Origin of the sequence: Enterobacter cloacae complex sp. SYL001 (assembly GCF_049237025.1) — a bacterium.
GTDB lineage: Bacteria > Pseudomonadota > Gammaproteobacteria > Enterobacterales > Enterobacteriaceae > Enterobacter > Enterobacter intestinihominis.
In genome coordinates, this window is record NZ_JBMKJI010000040.1 from 13,409 (window position 1) to 29,160 (window position 15,752).

General features: G+C 57.5%; 16 protein-coding genes and 1 riboswitch. Of the genes, 6 read left to right on the forward strand and 10 right to left on the reverse strand.

The genetic code is table 11. The features are described from left to right. Positions 1-14 precede the first annotated feature (14 nt). The 8 genes from ACOTZP_RS22690 to ACOTZP_RS22725 form a co-directional block, all read right to left on the reverse strand. Entirely contained in the window at positions 15-1,556 is a 1,542-nt protein-coding gene (locus ACOTZP_RS22690) for a sensor domain-containing diguanylate cyclase (RefSeq protein ID WP_022646703.1), read from the reverse strand. A 333-nt stretch (positions 1,557-1,889) separates the two neighbouring features. Next, complete coding sequence (thiH, locus tag ACOTZP_RS22695) at positions 1,890-3,023, reverse strand: 2-iminoacetate synthase ThiH (protein WP_022646704.1); 1,134 nt, start codon at positions 3,021-3,023, stop codon at positions 1,890-1,892. Continuing rightward, positions 3,023-3,790, reverse strand: a complete 768-nt coding sequence (gene thiG, locus ACOTZP_RS22700; protein WP_023299071.1) for a thiazole synthase — start codon at positions 3,788-3,790, stop codon at positions 3,023-3,025. The genes thiH and thiG overlap by 1 nt, the downstream gene beginning before the upstream one ends. Position 3,791: 1 nt before the next feature. Further along, a complete protein-coding gene (gene thiS, locus ACOTZP_RS22705) occupies positions 3,792-3,992 on the reverse strand; it encodes a sulfur carrier protein ThiS (protein ID WP_032626499.1) in 201 nt (66 codons plus the stop codon). After that, a complete protein-coding gene (gene thiF / locus ACOTZP_RS22710; protein WP_023305245.1) occupies positions 3,976-4,731 on the reverse strand; it encodes a thiazole biosynthesis adenylyltransferase ThiF in 756 nt (251 codons plus the stop codon). The genes thiS and thiF overlap by 17 nt, the downstream gene beginning before the upstream one ends. Further along, the gene (thiE, locus tag ACOTZP_RS22715; protein WP_271074444.1) at positions 4,718-5,359 is read right to left on the reverse strand and encodes a thiamine phosphate synthase; all 642 of its coding nucleotides are present in this window, start codon (positions 5,357-5,359) and stop codon (positions 4,718-4,720) included. Before thiE ends, thiF begins: the two co-directional genes overlap by 14 nt. Next, the gene (thiC, locus tag ACOTZP_RS22720; protein ID WP_023299074.1) at positions 5,359-7,254 is read right to left on the reverse strand and encodes a phosphomethylpyrimidine synthase ThiC; all 1,896 of its coding nucleotides are present in this window, start codon (positions 7,252-7,254) and stop codon (positions 5,359-5,361) included. The genes thiE and thiC overlap by 1 nt, the downstream gene beginning before the upstream one ends. 78 nt (positions 7,255-7,332) lie before the next feature. Further along, positions 7,333-7,442: riboswitch (TPP riboswitch) on the reverse strand. A gap of 54 nt (positions 7,443-7,496) precedes the next feature. Further along, positions 7,497-7,994 (reverse strand): Rsd/AlgQ family anti-sigma factor, encoded by a 498-nt coding sequence (locus ACOTZP_RS22725; protein ID WP_063163988.1) that lies wholly within the window; start codon positions 7,992-7,994, stop codon positions 7,497-7,499. 95 nt (positions 7,995-8,089) lie between these two features. Here ACOTZP_RS22725 and nudC point away from each other — a divergent pair, with 95 nt between their 5' ends. The 6 genes from nudC to ACOTZP_RS22755 all read left to right on the forward strand — a co-directional run bounded on the left by nudC (position 8,090) and on the right by ACOTZP_RS22755 (position 12,442). After that, positions 8,090-8,863: an NAD(+) diphosphatase gene (gene nudC / locus ACOTZP_RS22730; RefSeq protein WP_022646710.1), complete on the forward strand. Its 774-nt coding sequence runs from the start codon at positions 8,090-8,092 to the stop codon at positions 8,861-8,863. A 38-nt stretch (positions 8,864-8,901) separates the two neighbouring features. Then, on the forward strand, positions 8,902-9,966 hold the full coding sequence (gene hemE / locus ACOTZP_RS22735; protein WP_023299076.1) for a uroporphyrinogen decarboxylase: 1,065 nt from the start codon (positions 8,902-8,904) through the stop codon (positions 9,964-9,966). Between the two features lie 9 nt (positions 9,967-9,975). Then, complete coding sequence (gene nfi, locus ACOTZP_RS22740) at positions 9,976-10,647, forward strand: deoxyribonuclease V (RefSeq protein WP_023324002.1); 672 nt, start codon at positions 9,976-9,978, stop codon at positions 10,645-10,647. A 41-nt stretch (positions 10,648-10,688) separates the two neighbouring features. After that, positions 10,689-11,279 (forward strand): YjaG family protein, encoded by a 591-nt coding sequence (locus ACOTZP_RS22745; protein WP_003862310.1) that lies wholly within the window; start codon positions 10,689-10,691, stop codon positions 11,277-11,279. Between the two features lie 186 nt (positions 11,280-11,465). Further along, complete coding sequence (hupA, locus tag ACOTZP_RS22750; protein ID WP_002445246.1) at positions 11,466-11,738, forward strand: nucleoid-associated protein HU-alpha; 273 nt, start codon at positions 11,466-11,468, stop codon at positions 11,736-11,738. A gap of 11 nt (positions 11,739-11,749) precedes the next feature. Beyond that, entirely contained in the window at positions 11,750-12,442 is a 693-nt protein-coding gene (locus ACOTZP_RS22755) for a DUF1481 domain-containing protein (RefSeq protein ID WP_022646713.1), read from the forward strand. A 47-nt stretch (positions 12,443-12,489) separates the two neighbouring features. On the opposite strand, the gene purD is transcribed toward ACOTZP_RS22755, so the two are convergent. Both purD and purH read right to left on the reverse strand, forming a co-directional pair. Then, positions 12,490-13,782 carry a phosphoribosylamine--glycine ligase gene (gene purD / locus ACOTZP_RS22760; RefSeq protein WP_063138231.1) on the reverse strand — a complete coding sequence of 431 codons (1,293 nt, stop codon included), beginning with the start codon at positions 13,780-13,782 and terminating at the stop codon, positions 12,490-12,492. A gap of 15 nt (positions 13,783-13,797) precedes the next feature. Beyond that, on the reverse strand, positions 13,798-15,387 hold the full coding sequence (gene purH, locus ACOTZP_RS22765) for a bifunctional phosphoribosylaminoimidazolecarboxamide formyltransferase/IMP cyclohydrolase (RefSeq protein WP_271074446.1): 1,590 nt from the start codon (positions 15,385-15,387) through the stop codon (positions 13,798-13,800). Between the last annotated feature and the right edge of the window lie 365 nt (positions 15,388-15,752).

Consider the following 15,752-nt stretch of genomic DNA (forward strand, 5'->3'; position numbering starts at 1 on the left):
TTTCAGGAAGGGTATTATCGGCTGGCCGTGCTTACGATGCGGTTTTTACCCTGTTGTTTAGCGGTATACAGCGCTTCATCTACGCTGCCGATAAATTGTTCCAGCGGTTCGAAGTGCCACTCTCCCACCCCCGCGCTGAAGGTTACTCGCAGGTTCTCTTCCCGCCAGGTCCGTTTTTCCACGGCAGTGCGCCAGGCTTCCAGTAGCGCGTGCGCGGAGTTCATCAGCTCGGCCGGGAAAATCACCCCGAACTCTTCCCCACCGTAGCGGTAAACGGAAACGTGGTGCGGCTGCATGATCTGAATACCTTCGCGCGCCACGCTGCGCAGAACAATATCCCCGCTCAGGTGGCCCCAGGTGTCGTTAATAGATTTGAAGTTATCGATATCGACCAGCGCCAGAACGAAGGGTTGATGAGCGGTCAGCAGCTCATCCACATCGTTGTCGAAAGCACGGCGGTTCTTGCAGCCTGTCAGCGCATCATGGGTGGCCTGACGGACATAGGCCATCTCACGTTCCTTATTGGTTCGAATGGTATGGCTGAGCATCGCCTCAAGACGTGGCGCCTGATTGACGTCTCCGGTTTTGATGGCGTTGATAATGTTCATCAGCACAGAACGCGAGGCATGGCGCAGATAGAGCCCGAACAGAATGATGATGATTGCCGCCAGCGCAAATCCCCAGCCGACGACGGTGGTTTCATGCCGGGTGATGACGGAAAGCGTGGCATCGGAGACCCGATAAATCACAAACCAGTCCGGATTGGTGAAAGAGTAGTAGTAATACCAGGTTTTACTTTTGGGGTCGAAAAGATGCCCTTCGCCGCTGGTCATTTTGTCCATCAGCGCTTCGCTTACGTACTGCTTAAAGAGCGCCCCCGTGTCCGGATGCAGCACAACGGCGCCGTCACGTTCCACGACAAAAAACTCACCCTGAACCGGTGCCACCATCTGGCGCAGGGTATACCCCATGGAGGTTAAATCAAGATGGAAAGCGAGCGTGCCCTTCAGACGGCCTTCCGGTGAAATGACCGGTTTATAGAGGGTGACCGTAGGATGTTGGGTGAAATAGTCCAGATAGGGGCGGGTGTAGTGAGGAAAGTTGCTGGCTTCCGCTTGCCCGATAAACCATGGGCGTGTTCGTGCGTCGAACGACCTACTCTTCTCCGTTGGCAGTACTTCCGGCGCGCGCAGATGGTGCCCTTCGGTGTCCGCCAGAGAGATAGACGACACCGTCGGCATCAGGTTCTGCAAATGCATTAACATCTGCAAACCCTGTGCTGGATCGATATTTATCGTCTGATTCACTCTGTCGTCACGGGCGTAGTACATCGCAGCGCGACCAAGAATATAGTCGTTTTCTCGCAGGATGGATTCGGTATAGTTCACCGCCAGATTATGGGTGAAGTTACCATTAATTTTATGATAATCCTCAATAAAATCCTTCCGTTGTGAAAGGATGACCAGGATCGCGATTATCGCGAAACTGAACAGAATCCCCGCAAAGCTGACCATAATTGGTCGGGTGAAAGAAAGCTTTTTACTGTGGAGTGCCATGAGTTGTGCATCAATCCAGATGGTAGACGCGTTGCGTCTGTCGATATCCTCAGCATAGTCGCTGTCAGATTGCTGGTAGTAAATTATACAGAAAGCGATTTCCGACGGGTTGATTTATCTTAAGAGTAGATAAGAAACGACGTATTTATTTTATCAATTGAAATTTTGTTTAAGAGGCGGAGGGCAGGGCGAAACGAGGAAGAAGCATTTTCACCCTGGTCAGCGTCCGTTGCTGACGTGGTTAATCCTAATAAAACCGGGCAGATCTCCTCAATCGCCCGGCGTTGATCTTACGAGCCGTCTCGTAACCTTTCCGCGTTGTTGCAGGCGGTTTCAGCGCAAATGCGAAGCTCTTCCCAGCCAGCTGTCCCAGTCTTTCCACACGGGCTGTAGCCCCTGTGCAGTCAGGGCTTCCGCCACCGCGTCGGGCCGTCGTCCGTCGTGCGGTGCAAACTGTTCCAGTTCCGGGCGATCGTCCGCGTAACCGCCCGGCTGCGTTTTGGAAAAGGCGCTGACGTTGTTGATCGCCAGAGGGATCGCGCGGTCGCGAAACGCGGGGGATTCACGCGTGGAGAGCGACAATTCCACTTCCGGCGCGAACAGGCGAAATGCGCACAGGGTTTGCACCAGCTGGCGCTCATCCATCAGCGAGGCGGGTTCAATGCCTCCCGTACACGGACGCAGCCGTGGGAATGAGATGGAATAGCGGCTTTGCCAGTAGTACTGCTGTAGCCACAGCAGATGCTCTGCCACCATATAGCAGTCAACCCGCCAGCTGTCGGACAGCCCGATAAGCGCGCCCAGCCCAATTTTATCGATACCGGCGCGCCCCAGCCTGTCCGGCGTTTCCAGCCGGAAGATGAAATCCTGCTTCTTCCCTTTCAGGTGATGTCGGGCATAGGTCGCCTCATGGTAGGTTTCCTGATAAACCATTACGCCGTCCAGCCCGAGGGTTTTCAGTTCCGCATATTCCTCTTGCGACAGAGGCTGCACTTCCATTTGCAATGAGGCAAATTCGCGGCGGATGGCCGGAAGATGCTGGCGAAAATAGTCCATCCCCACTTTGCCCTGATGTTCACCCGTCACCAGTAAGAGATGTTCAAAACCCATCTCACGAATAGCCGCACACTCGCGGGCGATCTCATGCTCATCCAGCGTTTTACGCTTAATGCGGTTGCTCATTGAGAAGCCACAGTAGGTGCAGTCGTTGGCGCACAGGTTAGAGAGATAAAGCGGCACGTAAAAGCTCACCGTGTTGCCAAAGCGCTGGCGGGTGAGGCGTTGCGCGCGCTGCGCCATCGGTTCAAGGTATGCGCTAGCAGCCGGAGAAAGCAGGGCCATCAAATCCTCGCGGGTCACATGCCGGGCTGTTAATGCCCGCTCTACGTCCGCAGAGGTTTTACTGTTGATGCGTAAGGCAATATCGTCCCAGTTAAGCTGACGCCAGCGATCGGTAAAGGTTGCCATCAGAGTGCCTCCAGAAAACCGGTCAGCGGGCTGGTGGCCTGCGCCTGAAAGCTGCGCGAGCCGGGGCCGGACTGTCGTGCCAGCAGACCGGACTCCACGGCAAGGCGGAACGCACGCGCCATCATCACCGGGTCGTCGGCCACCGCAATCGCGGTATTGACCAGCACCGCATCGGCCCCCATCTCCAGCGCCTGCGCGGCATGACTGGGTACGCCGATGCCCGCATCCACCACCACGGGCACGGTCGCCTGCTCGATGATGATCTCCAGCATCGCGCGGGTCTCCAGTCCCTGGTTGGAGCCAATGGGCGCCCCTAACGGCATCACGGCCGCGCAGCCGACCTCTTCCAGACGCTTACACAGCACGGGATCGGCACCACAGTAGGGCAGAACGGTGAATCCCTGCTGCACCAGCGTCTCTGCCGCTTTCAGGGTTTCGATCGGATCGGGCAACAGCCAGCGGGCGTCCGGGTGAATTTCCAGCTTCAGCCAGCAGGTGCCGAGCGCTTCCCGGGCCAGATGCGCAGCGAAAATTGCTTCCTCGGCCGTTTTCGCACCGGAGGTATTGGGTAAGAGCGTCACGCCTGCCTCCAGTAACGGCGCAAGTATGGCATCGTTGTGCTGACGCAGATCCACGCGCTTCATCGCCAGCGTCACCAGCTGGCTGCCGCTTTCACGAATAGCATCCACCATTAGCTGCGGGGAGGCGAATTTTCCGGTTCCGGTAAACAGATGTGAATCAAAGACTTTGTCGGCAATACGTAACATCTCAGCCCCCAGCGATAACCTGAAACAGCAGGATCTGGTCGCCTTCAATGACCTGCTGATGTTCCCACCGCTCGCGCGGCAGGATCTGTTGATTGAGCGCCAGTGCCGTTCCCGGCTTCAGCTGGCGCAGCGTGTCGAGCAGGGCGGCAACGGTGAGATCGTCGTCACACGTCATCGGCTCATCGTTAAACAGAATGCGCATCGCGGCCTCCGCATACCGGGCAGCGGTTGGCGCGGTTTAACGCCAGATGGCGCCAGCCGCTGGAACGGGCGTCGAACAGCCGGAGCGTGTTGCGCTCTGTTTCCATGCCGCTGAGCAACTTGATGGCTTCCAGCGCCTGAAGGGTACCCATCACGCCCACCACCGGCCCAAGAATGCCAGCCGTGCGGCAGTTACGCTCCGGTTCAGCCTCGTCCGGCCACAGGCAGCGGTAGCAGCCCTGCGCCCACGGCGGCGTAAGCACCATTATCTGCCCGCCGAAACCGACCGCGCTGGCGGTGATCAGCGGCGTGTTCTGTGCAACACAGGCCGCATTAATGGCCTGACGCGTTGCCATATTGTCCGTGCAGTCCAGCACCACGTCGGCAAGGGCAACTTCGCGTTGCAGATCTTCTCCGCTCAGCCGCGTCTGGAGCGCCACCAGTTCAATATCGGGGTTAAGCTGGTTCAGCCGCTTGCGCGTAACCTGTGCTTTAGGCTGGTTAACATCTTCTGTCGTGAAGAGGATTTGCCGTTGCAGGTTGCTGAGGTGTACCTCATCGTCATCGGCCAGTACCAGCGTTCCCGCGCCCGCCCCGGCCAGATACAGCGCGGCGGGCGCGCCCAAGCCACCCAAACCGACAATCAGTACCCGGCTGGCGAGCAGCTTTTGCTGCCCGTCAATGGCGATATCCTCCAGCAGGATCTGGCGGCTGTAGCGCATAAAATCACGATCTTTCATCGCCTGCTCCTGCCAGTTGTAAAAGCCGTGCGGTGGCGGCCTGCCAGTCTGCGGCCTGGGTGATAGCGCTGACGACGGCGATACTGCCGACGCCGGTTTCCAGCACGGCGGGCGCACGTTCAAGGCTGATCCCGCCGATGGCGACGGTGGGGTAATCGGCAAGGCGCTTAACGTGGGCTGCCAGCTGAGCCAAACCCTGTGGGGCAGACGGCATCTGTTTGGTTTGCGTCGGGAAAACGTGGCCGAGGGCGATGTAGGAGGGGCGGGCCGCCAGCGCCACGTCGATCTCCATATCATCGTGGGTGGAAACGCCCAGCCGCAGACCGGCGTCACGGATTGCGTTGAGATCGGTCGTTTCCAGATCTTCCTGTCCCAGATGCACGCCGTACGCCTGGTGTTTAACCGCCAGCCGCCAGTAGTCGTTGATAAACAGGCGGGCGTGGTAGCGACGTCCCAGCGCGATAGCGGCGGCCACATCGCCCTCCACCTCTTCGTCGCGTTTATCCTTGATGCGCAGCTGGAGGGTGCGAACGCCTGCCTCCAGCAAGCGCTCTATCCACGCCACGCTGTCCACCACCGGGTAAAGCCCTAAGCGGAAGGGGACAGGTGGGAAATCGGGCTGGTACATTACGCCTCCTCCTTTTTGAGGTAGATTTCGCCGCCTTTGGCGCGGAAGGTTTCGGACATGTCTGCCATGCCGACTTCAATGGTCTGCGCGGCGGCGTAATCGCGTACCTCCTGGCTGATTTTCATCGAGCAGAACTTCGGCCCACACATGGAGCAGAAGTGCGCGACTTTGCCCGATTCCTGCGGCAGGGTTTCGTCGTGGTAGGCGCGGGCGGTGAACGGATCCAGCGCCAGGTTGAACTGGTCTTCCCAGCGGAATTCAAAGCGCGCTTTGGACATGGCGTTGTCGCGAATTTGCGCGCCCGGATGGCCTTTCGCCAGATCCGCCGCGTGGGCGGCAATTTTGTAGGTGATCAGCCCCTGCTTCACGTCCTCTTTGTTTGGCAGCCCGAGGTGCTCTTTCGGCGTCACGTAGCAGAGCATGGCGCAGCCGAACCAGCCGATCATCGCCGCGCCGATCCCGGAAGTGAAGTGGTCATAGCCCGGTGCAATATCGGTGGTCAACGGCCCCAGGGTGTAGAACGGTGCTTCGTGGCAGTGCTCCAGCTCCTCGGTCATGTTGCGGCGGATCATCTGCATCGGCACATGGCCCGGGCCTTCAATCATAACCTGCACATCGTACTCCCAGGCGATTTTGGTCAGCTCGCCCAGCGTGTGCAGCTCGGCAAACTGCGCCTCGTCGTTAGCGTCACGGATGGAGCCAGGACGCAGGCCGTCGCCCAGCGACAGAGAAACGTCATAAGCGGCGCAGATCTCGCAGATTTCGCGGAAGTGCTCGTAGAGGAAGTTTTCCTGATGATGGGAAAGGCACCATTTCGCCATAATCGAACCGCCGCGTGAGACGATACCGGTCAGACGCTTCGCGGTCATCGGCACGTAGCGCAGCAGTACGCCCGCGTGAATGGTGAAGTAGTCCACGCCCTGTTCCGCCTGCTCCAGCAGCGTGTCGCGGAACGCTTCCCAGGTGAGGTTTTCGGCGATGCCGTTGACCTTCTCCAGCGCCTGATAAATCGGGACGGTGCCAATCGGAACCGGGCTGTTACGCAGGATCCATTCGCGGGTTTCGTGAATGTAACGGCCGGTGGAGAGGTCCATCACCGTGTCCGCGCCCCAGCGCGTCGACCAGACCAGCTTTTCCACCTCTTCTTCGATGGAAGAGGTGACGGCAGAGTTGCCGATGTTGGCGTTGACCTTCACCAGAAAGTTGCGGCCGATAATCATCGGCTCGGATTCCGGGTGGTTGATGTTGGCGGGAATAATCGCGCGCCCGGCGGCTACTTCATCACGCACGAATTCCGGCGTGATGTTCTCCGGCAGGCGAGCGCCAAACCCTTCACCCGGATGCTGGTGGCGCAGCACTTCGCTGCGAATGCGCTCGCGGCCCATGTTTTCGCGGATGGCGATGAACTCCATCTCCGGCGTGACGATACCCTGTCGCGCGTAGTGCAATTGGGTTACGCATTTGCCCGCTTTAGCGCGTTTCGGCGTCAGCAGGCCGGTAAAGCGCAGCTCGTCCAGACCGTCGTCGGCCAGGCGCGCGTTGGTGTACGCCGAGCTGCGCACGCTCAGTTCTTCGCAGTCGTTACGGGCATCAATCCACGGCTGGCGAAGCTTTGCCAGACCCTGCTGCACGTTGATAGCAACATCAGGATCGCCGTACGGGCCGGAGGTGTCATACACCGGCACGGCTTCGTTGTCTTCAAACTGCGGGTGCTCTTTGCTGCCGCCGATAAGCGTCGGGCTGAGCTGGATTTCGCGCATCGGCACGCGGATATCGGCCTGTGAACCGGTGATGTAGATGCGCGTTGAGTTCGGGAAAGCGGTGCCTTCCAGGGTGTCGATGAAGCGTTGTGCGTGTTCGCGCTGTTCGCGGCGGGTCAGTTTTGTTGTAGACATAGCTCATTCCAGATGTGAAGGACATGGCTTGTCAGACGACGGATGAAGCAAGAGAAGATCGCCTCAGGGCGATACAACAGCAGTGTGACTCTTGTTCCCTTCGCAGGTATTAACCTGATCAGGTTCCGCGGATCCCGAATTAACGGTCTCAGCCCGTGCTTTCACACTGGGCACTCCGACAAGAAAAATCCCCCTCCGCAGAGGGGCGAATGGTTGTAAATTACTCGTTAACGATTAAGAACTCAAGCAGGGCGCGCAACGTTATCGCTGGTGCTGATAGTCAGGTTGTTGTCCAGCACGAGGGCGATGAGCTTGTCTTCCAGCGTGAATCGCTCTTCCAGTGCTTCGCCAAGGTCGGAAAGCGCCTGCTGAAACTCAAGATAGTTATCGTGATCGATAGCGTTCTCCAGCGTGGAATCGTAGTAGTCCATGATCTGCTGGGTGTTGGCTTCAAGCAACGGACAGAGTTTACTGGCCACTAAATACGGCGTTGTCCCTTCCATTTCGCGGATAATGCGTTCATAAAGGTTGAAATGGCCGTCGGAGAGGTAGTCGACCAGGCTCTGACAAAAGTCGTCCAGCGCTTTTTCATTGAGTCGCATAAAGGATTCTTTGCCAGGCTTAAGACCAACCAGATTGTAATACGCCACAAGGAGATGCTTGCGCACATGTAGCCAGCGATCCACCAGGGTGTTACTTCCTCCAACGCGCTCAGTCAGGCTTTCCAGCTGGTTTAACATGGTCGACTCCATAAGGTTTAAAATGGGATCTGCTTATCCAAAATGTAACCACAATGCTAACAACATGTCAGTGAAGCGAAGGTAGTGCAATAGATATGGATCGTATTATTGAAAAATCAGATCTGGGTTGGTGGATCGTCAGCCACGAACAAAAATTATGGCTGCCCTCAGGAGAGTTGCCCTACGGTGCCGCGGAAACGTTCGATCTGGTGGGCCAGTCCGCGCTGAAGATCGGCGAGTGGCAGGGCGATCCCGTGTGGTTGATCCAACAGGCGCGCCGTCAGGATATGGGATCCGTACGTCAGGTGCTGGATCTGGACGTCGGCCTGTTCCAGCTGGCGGGGCGCGGCGTACAGCTGGCGGAGTTTTACCGCTCGCATAAATACTGCGGTTACTGCGGCCACACCATGCACCCGAGCAAAACCGAATGGGCGCTGCTCTGCGGCCACTGCCGTGAACGTTACTACCCGCAAATCGCACCGTGCATCATTGTCGCCATCCGCCGTGATGATTCCATCCTGCTGGCGCAGCATACCCGCCATCGCAACGGCATTCACACCGTCCTCGCCGGGTTCGTGGAAGTCGGCGAAACGCTGGAACAGGCGGTGGCGCGCGAGGTGATGGAGGAGAGCGGCATTAAGGTGAAAAACCTGCGCTATGTGACGTCGCAGCCGTGGCCGTTCCCGATGTCCCTGATGACCGCGTTTATGGCGGAATACGACAGCGGCGAGATTGTTATCGATCAGAAAGAGCTGCTGGAGGCGAACTGGTATCGCTACGACGATTTACCGCTGCTGCCCCCGCCGGGAACGGTGGCGCGTCGCCTGATAGAAGATACCGTGGCAATGTGTCGGGCCGAGTATGAGTAGTGTTACACTGACGGACTGACGCAATAAGGAACTGCAAAATGACCGAACTGAAGAACGATCGTTATCTGCGTGCGCTGCTGCGCCAGCCCGTTGATGTCACCCCGGTGTGGATGATGCGCCAGGCGGGACGCTATCTGCCAGAGTACAAAGCCACGCGTGCGCAGGCGGGCGATTTTATGTCGCTGTGCAAAAACGCCGAGCTGGCCTGTGAGGTGACGCTCCAGCCGCTGCGCCGCTTCCCGCTCGATGCCGCCATTCTTTTTTCGGACATTCTTACCATTCCGGACGCGATGGGCCTTGGGCTCTATTTCGAAACCGGCGAGGGGCCGCGTTTTACCTCACCGATCAAAAGCAAAGCCGACGTTGATAAGCTGCCGATCCCCGATCCGGAAGGCGAGCTGGGCTATGTGATGAACGCCGTGCGCACCATCCGCCGCGAGCTCAAAGGCGACGTGCCGCTGATTGGCTTCTCCGGTAGTCCGTGGACGCTGGCAACCTACATGGTGGAAGGTGGCAGCAGCAAAGCCTTTACCGTCATCAAAAAGATGATGTACGCAGAGCCGCAGGCCCTGCATGCCCTGCTCGACAAGCTGGCGAAGAGCGTCACGCTCTATCTCAACGCGCAGATTAAAGCGGGCGCGCAGTCGGTGATGATTTTCGACACCTGGGGCGGCGTGCTGACCGGGCGTGATTATCAGCAGTTCTCCCTGTACTACATGCACAAAATTGTCGATGGTCTGCTGCGTGAAAACGAAGGCCGTCGCGTGCCGGTAACGCTGTTTACGAAAGGCGGCGGTCAGTGGCTGGAAGCGATGGCGGCCACCGGCTGTGATGCGCTGGGCCTCGACTGGACCACTGATATTGCCGATGCGCGTCGTCGCGTGGGGGATAAAGTGGCGCTCCAGGGCAACATGGACCCGTCCATGCTCTATGCACAGCCTGCCCGTATCGAAGAAGAAGTGTCGACTATACTGTCTGGTTTCGGCCAGGGCGAAGGCCACGTCTTCAACCTCGGTCACGGTATTCATCAGGATGTACCGCCAGAACACGCTGGCGTATTTGTGGAGGCGGTGCATCGGCTTTCTGCCCAGTATCACAAGTAAGGAGTGGTTATGGATCTCGCGTCGCTACGCGCTCAGCAAATCGAACTGGCTTCATCGGTGATCCGCGAGGATCGTCTGGATACGGACCCTCCGCGATACATTGGCGGGGCGGATGTCGGGTTTGAGCAAGGCGGTGAAGTGACGCGAGCGGCGATGGTGGTGCTGAAATACCCGTCGCTGGAGCTGGTGGAGTACAAGGTGGCGCGTATCGCCACCACCATGCCCTATATCCCCGGCTTTCTCTCCTTCCGCGAATATCCCGCGCTGCTGGCCGCGTGGGAGCAACTCTCGCAAAAACCCGATCTGCTGTTTGTGGATGGGCACGGCATCTCCCATCCGCGTCGCCTGGGCGTTGCCAGCCACTTTGGTCTGCTGGTAGACGTGCCGACCATCGGCGTGGCGAAAAAACGCCTGTGCGGCGCGTTTGAGCCGCTCTCTGCCGAACCGGGCGCGCTGGCGCCGCTTATCCATAAAGGCGAGCAGCTGGCGTGGGTCTGGCGCAGTAAAGCGCGCTGCAACCCGCTGTTTATCGCAACCGGGCATCGGATCAGCATGGATAGCGCCCTGGCGTGGGTGCAACGCTGTATGAAGGGCTACCGTTTACCGGAGCCAACCCGCTGGGCTGACGCCGTGGCCTCTTCACGTCCGGCGTTCATTCGTTGGCAGGAAATTCAGCCGTGATTCAGGTAAACTGCGGCTAATTTTCGATTCGAGACATCATCATGTTACAAAACCCGATTCATCTGCGCCTTGAAAAGCTGGAAAGCTGGCAGCACGTGACGTTTATGGCTTGCCTGTGCGAGCGCATGTATCCCAACTATGCCGCGTTCTGCAAGCAGACAGCGTTTGGCGAAGGCCAGATTTATCGTCGTATCCTGGATTTAATCTGGGAGACGCTGACGGTCAAAGACGCGAAGGTGAATTTTGACTCTCAGCTCGAAAAGCTGGAAGAGGCTATTCCGGCTGCGGATGATTTCGACCTGTATGGCGTCTACCCGGCCATTGATGCCTGTGTGGCGTTGAGCGAGCTGATCCACTCCCGTCTGAGCGGTGAAACCCTGGAACACGCCATTGAAGTCAGTAAGGCATCCATTACCACCGTTGCGATGCTGGAAATGACCCAGGAAGGCCGTGAAATGACCGACGAGGAGCTGCGTGCTAACCCGGCGGTAGAACAGGAATGGGACATTCAGTGGGAGATTTTCCGCCTGCTGGCAGAGTGTGAAGAACGTGATATTGAGCTGATCAAAGGGCTTCGCGCGGACCTGCGCGAGGCCGGCGAGAGCAATATTGGTATAATTTTTAACCAATGAGACAACAAAACGTGATTTAACGCCTGTTTTGTCACTCCTCGACTCTTCCCTTTCGCCCCCCGTCTGGTCTACATTTGGGGGGCGAAAAAAAGTGGCTATCGGTGCGTGTATGCAGGAGAGTGCTTTTTTGGCATTTTCGTCGCACTCGATGCTTAGCAAGCGATAAACACATTGAAAGGATAACTTATGAACAAGACTCAACTGATTGATGTAATTGCGGACAAGGCTGATCTGTCTAAAGTGCAGGCTAAAGCTGCTCTGGAATCTACCCTGGCTGCTATTACTGAGTCTCTGAAAGAAGGCGATGCTGTACAACTGGTTGGTTTCGGTACCTTCAAAGTGAACCACCGCGCTGAGCGTACTGGCCGCAACCCGCAGACCGGTAAAGAAATCAAAATCGCCGCAGCTAACGTGCCGGCATTTGTTTCTGGTAAAGCACTGAAAGACGCAGTTAAGTAAGACGCGTGGCAGTGAACAGTTTTAACGAAGGGGCGGCAACGCCCCTTTTGTCATTCTGGCGTGGACCGCTCGCGCTGGCAGGCGTACTGTTGCTGTCTGCCTGTAGTCATGATTCCTCACTCCCCCCGTTTACCGCCAGCGGCTACGCTGACAACCAGGGTGCGGTCAGGATCTGGCGCAAAGATTCCAGCGATGAAGTGCATATGCTTACCGCGTTCAGTCCGTGGCATAACGGCAATACCTCGACCGCAGAATACCGCTGGCAGGGCGATGCGCTGTCGCTCATTGAACTGAATATCTACAGTAAGACTCCCGAACACGTGAAGGTGCGTTTTGACGACCACGGCGAGCTGAGCTTTATGCAGCATGAGGTCAGTGGACTGAAACAGCAGCTTTCCAGCGATCAGGTCGCGCTCTACCGCTACCGTGCTGAACAACTTCGCCAGACCAGCGATGCGCTGCGTCAGGGCCGCGTGGTGCTGCGCCAGGGGCGCTGGCATGCCGACGGCACGGTGACCACCTGCGAAGGGCAGACGGTGAAGCCTGAGCTTGAATCCTGGGCAACCGAACACATTCAGCGTCGTCAGCGGCATTCATCTGTGGAGGTGAGTGTGGCATGGCTGGAAGCGCCGGAAGGCTCTCAGCTGTTGCTGGTGGCGAATGAAGATTTCTGCACCTGGCAGCCGACAGAAAAGAGTTTTTGATTTAAGTCCCCTCTCCCTTGAGGGAGAGGGTTAGGGTGAGGGGGAAATTACTCTCCCTGCTCCCGCGCAATAGCACGATAACCGATATCCTGACGGCTGAAGCTGCCGTTCCAGTGAATATCCGCCATCAACGCATAGGCGCGCTTCTGCGCCTCTGCCACGGTATGACCCAGCGCGGTCGCACACAGCACGCGTCCACCATTAGTGAGCACGCGGTCATCGTCAGAGAGCTTTGTACCGGCGTGGAACACCTTCGCGCCGTCAATCTCTTCCAGCGGCAGGCCGTGGATCTCATCCCCGGTGTTGTAGCTACCCGGATAGCCACCCGCAGCAATCACCACACCTAAAGAGGCACGCTCGTCCCACTCGGAAGTTTTCTCATTCAGCTTGCCTTCGCACGCCGCCAGACACAGATCAACCAGATCGGACTTCATGCGCAGCATGATCGGCTGAGTTTCCGGATCGCCGAAGCGGCAGTTGAATTCAATCACCTTCGGGTTACCCTGCTTGTCGATCATCAGGCCTGCGTAGAGGAAACCGGTGTAGGTATTGCCTTCCGCCGCCATCCCTTTTACGGTTGGCCAGATGATGCGGTCCATGGTGCGCTGGTGTACTTCGTCAGTGACCACCGGAGCAGGGGAGTAAGCACCCATCCCGCCGGTGTTTGGACCCGTGTCGGCATTGCCTACGCGCTTGTGATCCTGGCTGGTGGCCATCGGCAGAACGTGCTCGCCGTCGACCATCACGATAAAGCTCGCCTCTTCGCCGTCGAGGAACTCTTCAATCACGATGCGATGACCCGCATCGCCAAAGGCGTTGCCGGCCAGCATATCGTGAACGGCGGCTTCGGCTTCTTCAAGGGTCATCGCCACGATCACGCCTTTCCCGGCGGCCAGGCCGTCGGCCTTAATGACAATCGGTGCGCCTTTTTCGCGCAGGTAAGCCAGAGCAGGCTCTACCTCGGTGAAGTTCTGATATTCCGCCGTCGGGATGTTATGACGCGCGAGGAAATCTTTGGTGAAGGCTTTTGAACCTTCCAGCTGTGCGGCACCTTCCGTTGGGCCGAAAATTTTCAGGCCCGCGGCGCGGAAGGCATCTACAACGCCGATCACCAGCGGCGCTTCCGGGCCCACAATCGTCAGATCGATATTCTCGTTCCGGGCAAAGCTCAGCAGCGCCGGGATATCGGTTACGCCGATGGCGACGTTCTGTAGCGCGGGCTCCAGTGCGGTGCCGGCGTTACCCGGTGCCACAAAGACGGTTTCAACCTGCGGAGACTGCGCTGCTTTCCACGCCAAAGCGTGCTCGCGCCCGCCATTACCAATCACTAATACTTTCATTTTCTGCTCCGGAAATTAATGGCGGAAGTGGCGCATGTCGGTAAAGATCATTGCGATGCCATGTTCGTCGGCAGCGGCAATCACTTCGTCATCACGGATTGAACCGCCAGGCTGGATCACACAGGTGATGCCCACAGCAGCGGCCGCATCAATACCGTCGCGGAACGGGAAGAAGGCGTCAGAGGCCATGGCGGAACCTTTGACTTCCAGACCTTCGTCACCTGCTTTAATACCCGCGATTTTCGCAGAGTAAACGCGGCTCATCTGGCCTGCGCCTATCCCGATGGTCATGTTCTCTTTGGCGTAAACAATGGCGTTAGACTTCACGAACTTCGCCACTTTCCAGCAGAACAGCGCGTCGCGCAGCTCCTGTTCGGTCGGCTGACGTTTGGTCACCACGCGCAGGTCGGCTTCTGTCACCATACCCAGATCGCGATCCTGAACCAGCAGACCGCCGTTCACGCGCTTGAAGTCCAGGCCCGGCACGCGCTCTGCCCACTGGCCGCAAACCAGCACGCGCACGTTCTGTTTCGCCGCGGTGATTTTCAGCGCTTCTTCGGATGCGGATGGCGCGATGATCACTTCGACAAACTGACGGGAGATGATGGCCTGCGCGGTTTCCGCATCCAGCTCGCGGTTGAAGGCGATAATGCCGCCGAACGCAGAGGTCGGGTCGGTTTTGTAGGCGCGATCGTAGGCATCCATAATGGAGGTGCTTACTGCGACGCCGCATGGGTTGGCGTGCTTGACGATAACGCAGGCCGGCTCGCTGAACTCTTTCACGCATTCCAGCGCGGCGTCGGTATCGGCAATGTTGTTATAAGAGAGGGCTTTGCCCTGTACCTGCTGAGCAGTCGCAACAGAGGCTTCTTTCACCTCTTCTTCTATATAGAAGGCTGCCTGCTGGTGGCTGTTCTCGCCGTAGCGCATATCCTGCTTCTTAATGAAGTTCAGGTTCAGGGTGCGCGGGAAGCGACCAGATGGATCTTTGCTTTCACCGTGGTAGGCAGGAACCTGGCTACCGAAGTAGTTGGCGATCATGCTGTCGTACGCGGCGGTGTGTTCGAAGGCTTTGATGGCGAGGTCGAAACGCGTATCAAGCGTCAGGGACCCTTCGTTGGCGTCCATCTCATTAATAATGGCGCTGTAGTCGCTGCTCTTCACTACGATGGCCACATCTTTATGGTTCTTGGCTGCGGAGCGCACCATGGTCGGGCCGCCGATATCAATGTTCTCTACGGCATCTTCCAGAGAACAGCCTTCGCGGGCGACGGTCTGGGCGAAGGGATAGAGGTTTACGACAACCATGTCGATGGGGGCAATATTGTGCTGCTCCATAATGCCGTCGTCCTGACCGCGACGACCCAGAATGCCGCCGTGCACTTTCGGGTGCAGGGTTTTGACGCGTCCATCCATCATTTCCGGGAAACCGGTGTAGTCGGACACTTCGGTTACCGGCAGACCTTTCTCTGCTAACAGGCGAGCGGTACCGCCTGTAGAAAGCAGCTCCACACCGCGTGCGGAAAGTGCCTGAGCGAATTCGATGATACCGGCTTTATCAGAAACACTGAGCAGAGCGCGGCGGACTGGACGACGTTGTTGCATGGTAAATCCCCTGGATTTCACGATTACAGAGAGCGTTAGATGAATTTTCCAGCGAAAAACTCATCTAACACACCTGACGAGGCCTCCTTGTTAAGCGCGAGCATTTTAACGAAAACGTTTGCGCAACGCTCGCATATTTTCACTTTTTCGAAACGCTGTGGATAACTCTGTGCGTAAAAGGGTATAAGGCGGGGTTTTGCTGGGGAATGCAGCAGTCAGTCATTTTTCTGTCATTTAGCGGTTGCGGCCTGCGGAGAACTCCCTATAATGCGCCTCCATCGACACGGCGGATGTGAATCACTTCACAGACAACCCGGTCGGTTGAAGAGAAAAAATCCTGAAATAACGGGTTGACTCTGAAAGAG

Bases quoted from the DNA above. Each gene is read 5' to 3' on its own strand.
- nfi (WP_023324002.1), top strand. From the start codon at position 9,976: ATGGATCTCGCGTCGCTACGCGCTCAGCAAATCGAACTGGCTTCATCG.
- ACOTZP_RS22725 (WP_063163988.1), bottom strand. From the start codon at position 7,994: ATGTTAAACCAGCTGGAAAGCCTGACTGAGCGCGTTGGAGGAAGTAAC.
- thiC (WP_023299074.1), bottom strand. From the start codon at position 7,254: ATGTCTACAACAAAACTGACCCGCCGCGAACAGCGCGAACACGCACAA.
- nudC (WP_022646710.1), top strand. From the start codon at position 8,090: ATGGATCGTATTATTGAAAAATCAGATCTGGGTTGGTGGATCGTCAGC.
- thiE (WP_271074444.1), bottom strand. From the start codon at position 5,359: ATGTACCAGCCCGATTTCCCACCTGTCCCCTTCCGCTTAGGGCTTTAC.
- hupA (WP_002445246.1), top strand. From the start codon at position 11,466: ATGAACAAGACTCAACTGATTGATGTAATTGCGGACAAGGCTGATCTG.
- purH (WP_271074446.1), bottom strand. From the start codon at position 15,387: ATGCAACAACGTCGTCCAGTCCGCCGCGCTCTGCTCAGTGTTTCTGAT.
- thiG (WP_023299071.1), bottom strand. From the start codon at position 3,790: ATGTTACGTATTGCCGACAAAGTCTTTGATTCACATCTGTTTACCGGA.
- purD (WP_063138231.1), bottom strand. From the start codon at position 13,782: ATGAAAGTATTAGTGATTGGTAATGGCGGGCGCGAGCACGCTTTGGCG.
- thiS (WP_032626499.1), bottom strand. From the start codon at position 3,992: ATGCGCATTCTGTTTAACGATGAGCCGATGACGTGTGACGACGATCTC.
- ACOTZP_RS22745 (WP_003862310.1), top strand. From the start codon at position 10,689: ATGTTACAAAACCCGATTCATCTGCGCCTTGAAAAGCTGGAAAGCTGG.
- hemE (WP_023299076.1), top strand. From the start codon at position 8,902: ATGACCGAACTGAAGAACGATCGTTATCTGCGTGCGCTGCTGCGCCAG.
- ACOTZP_RS22690 (WP_022646703.1), bottom strand. From the start codon at position 1,556: ATGGCACTCCACAGTAAAAAGCTTTCTTTCACCCGACCAATTATGGTC.
- thiF (WP_023305245.1), bottom strand. From the start codon at position 4,731: ATGAAAGATCGTGATTTTATGCGCTACAGCCGCCAGATCCTGCTGGAG.
- thiH (WP_022646704.1), bottom strand. From the start codon at position 3,023: ATGGCAACCTTTACCGATCGCTGGCGTCAGCTTAACTGGGACGATATT.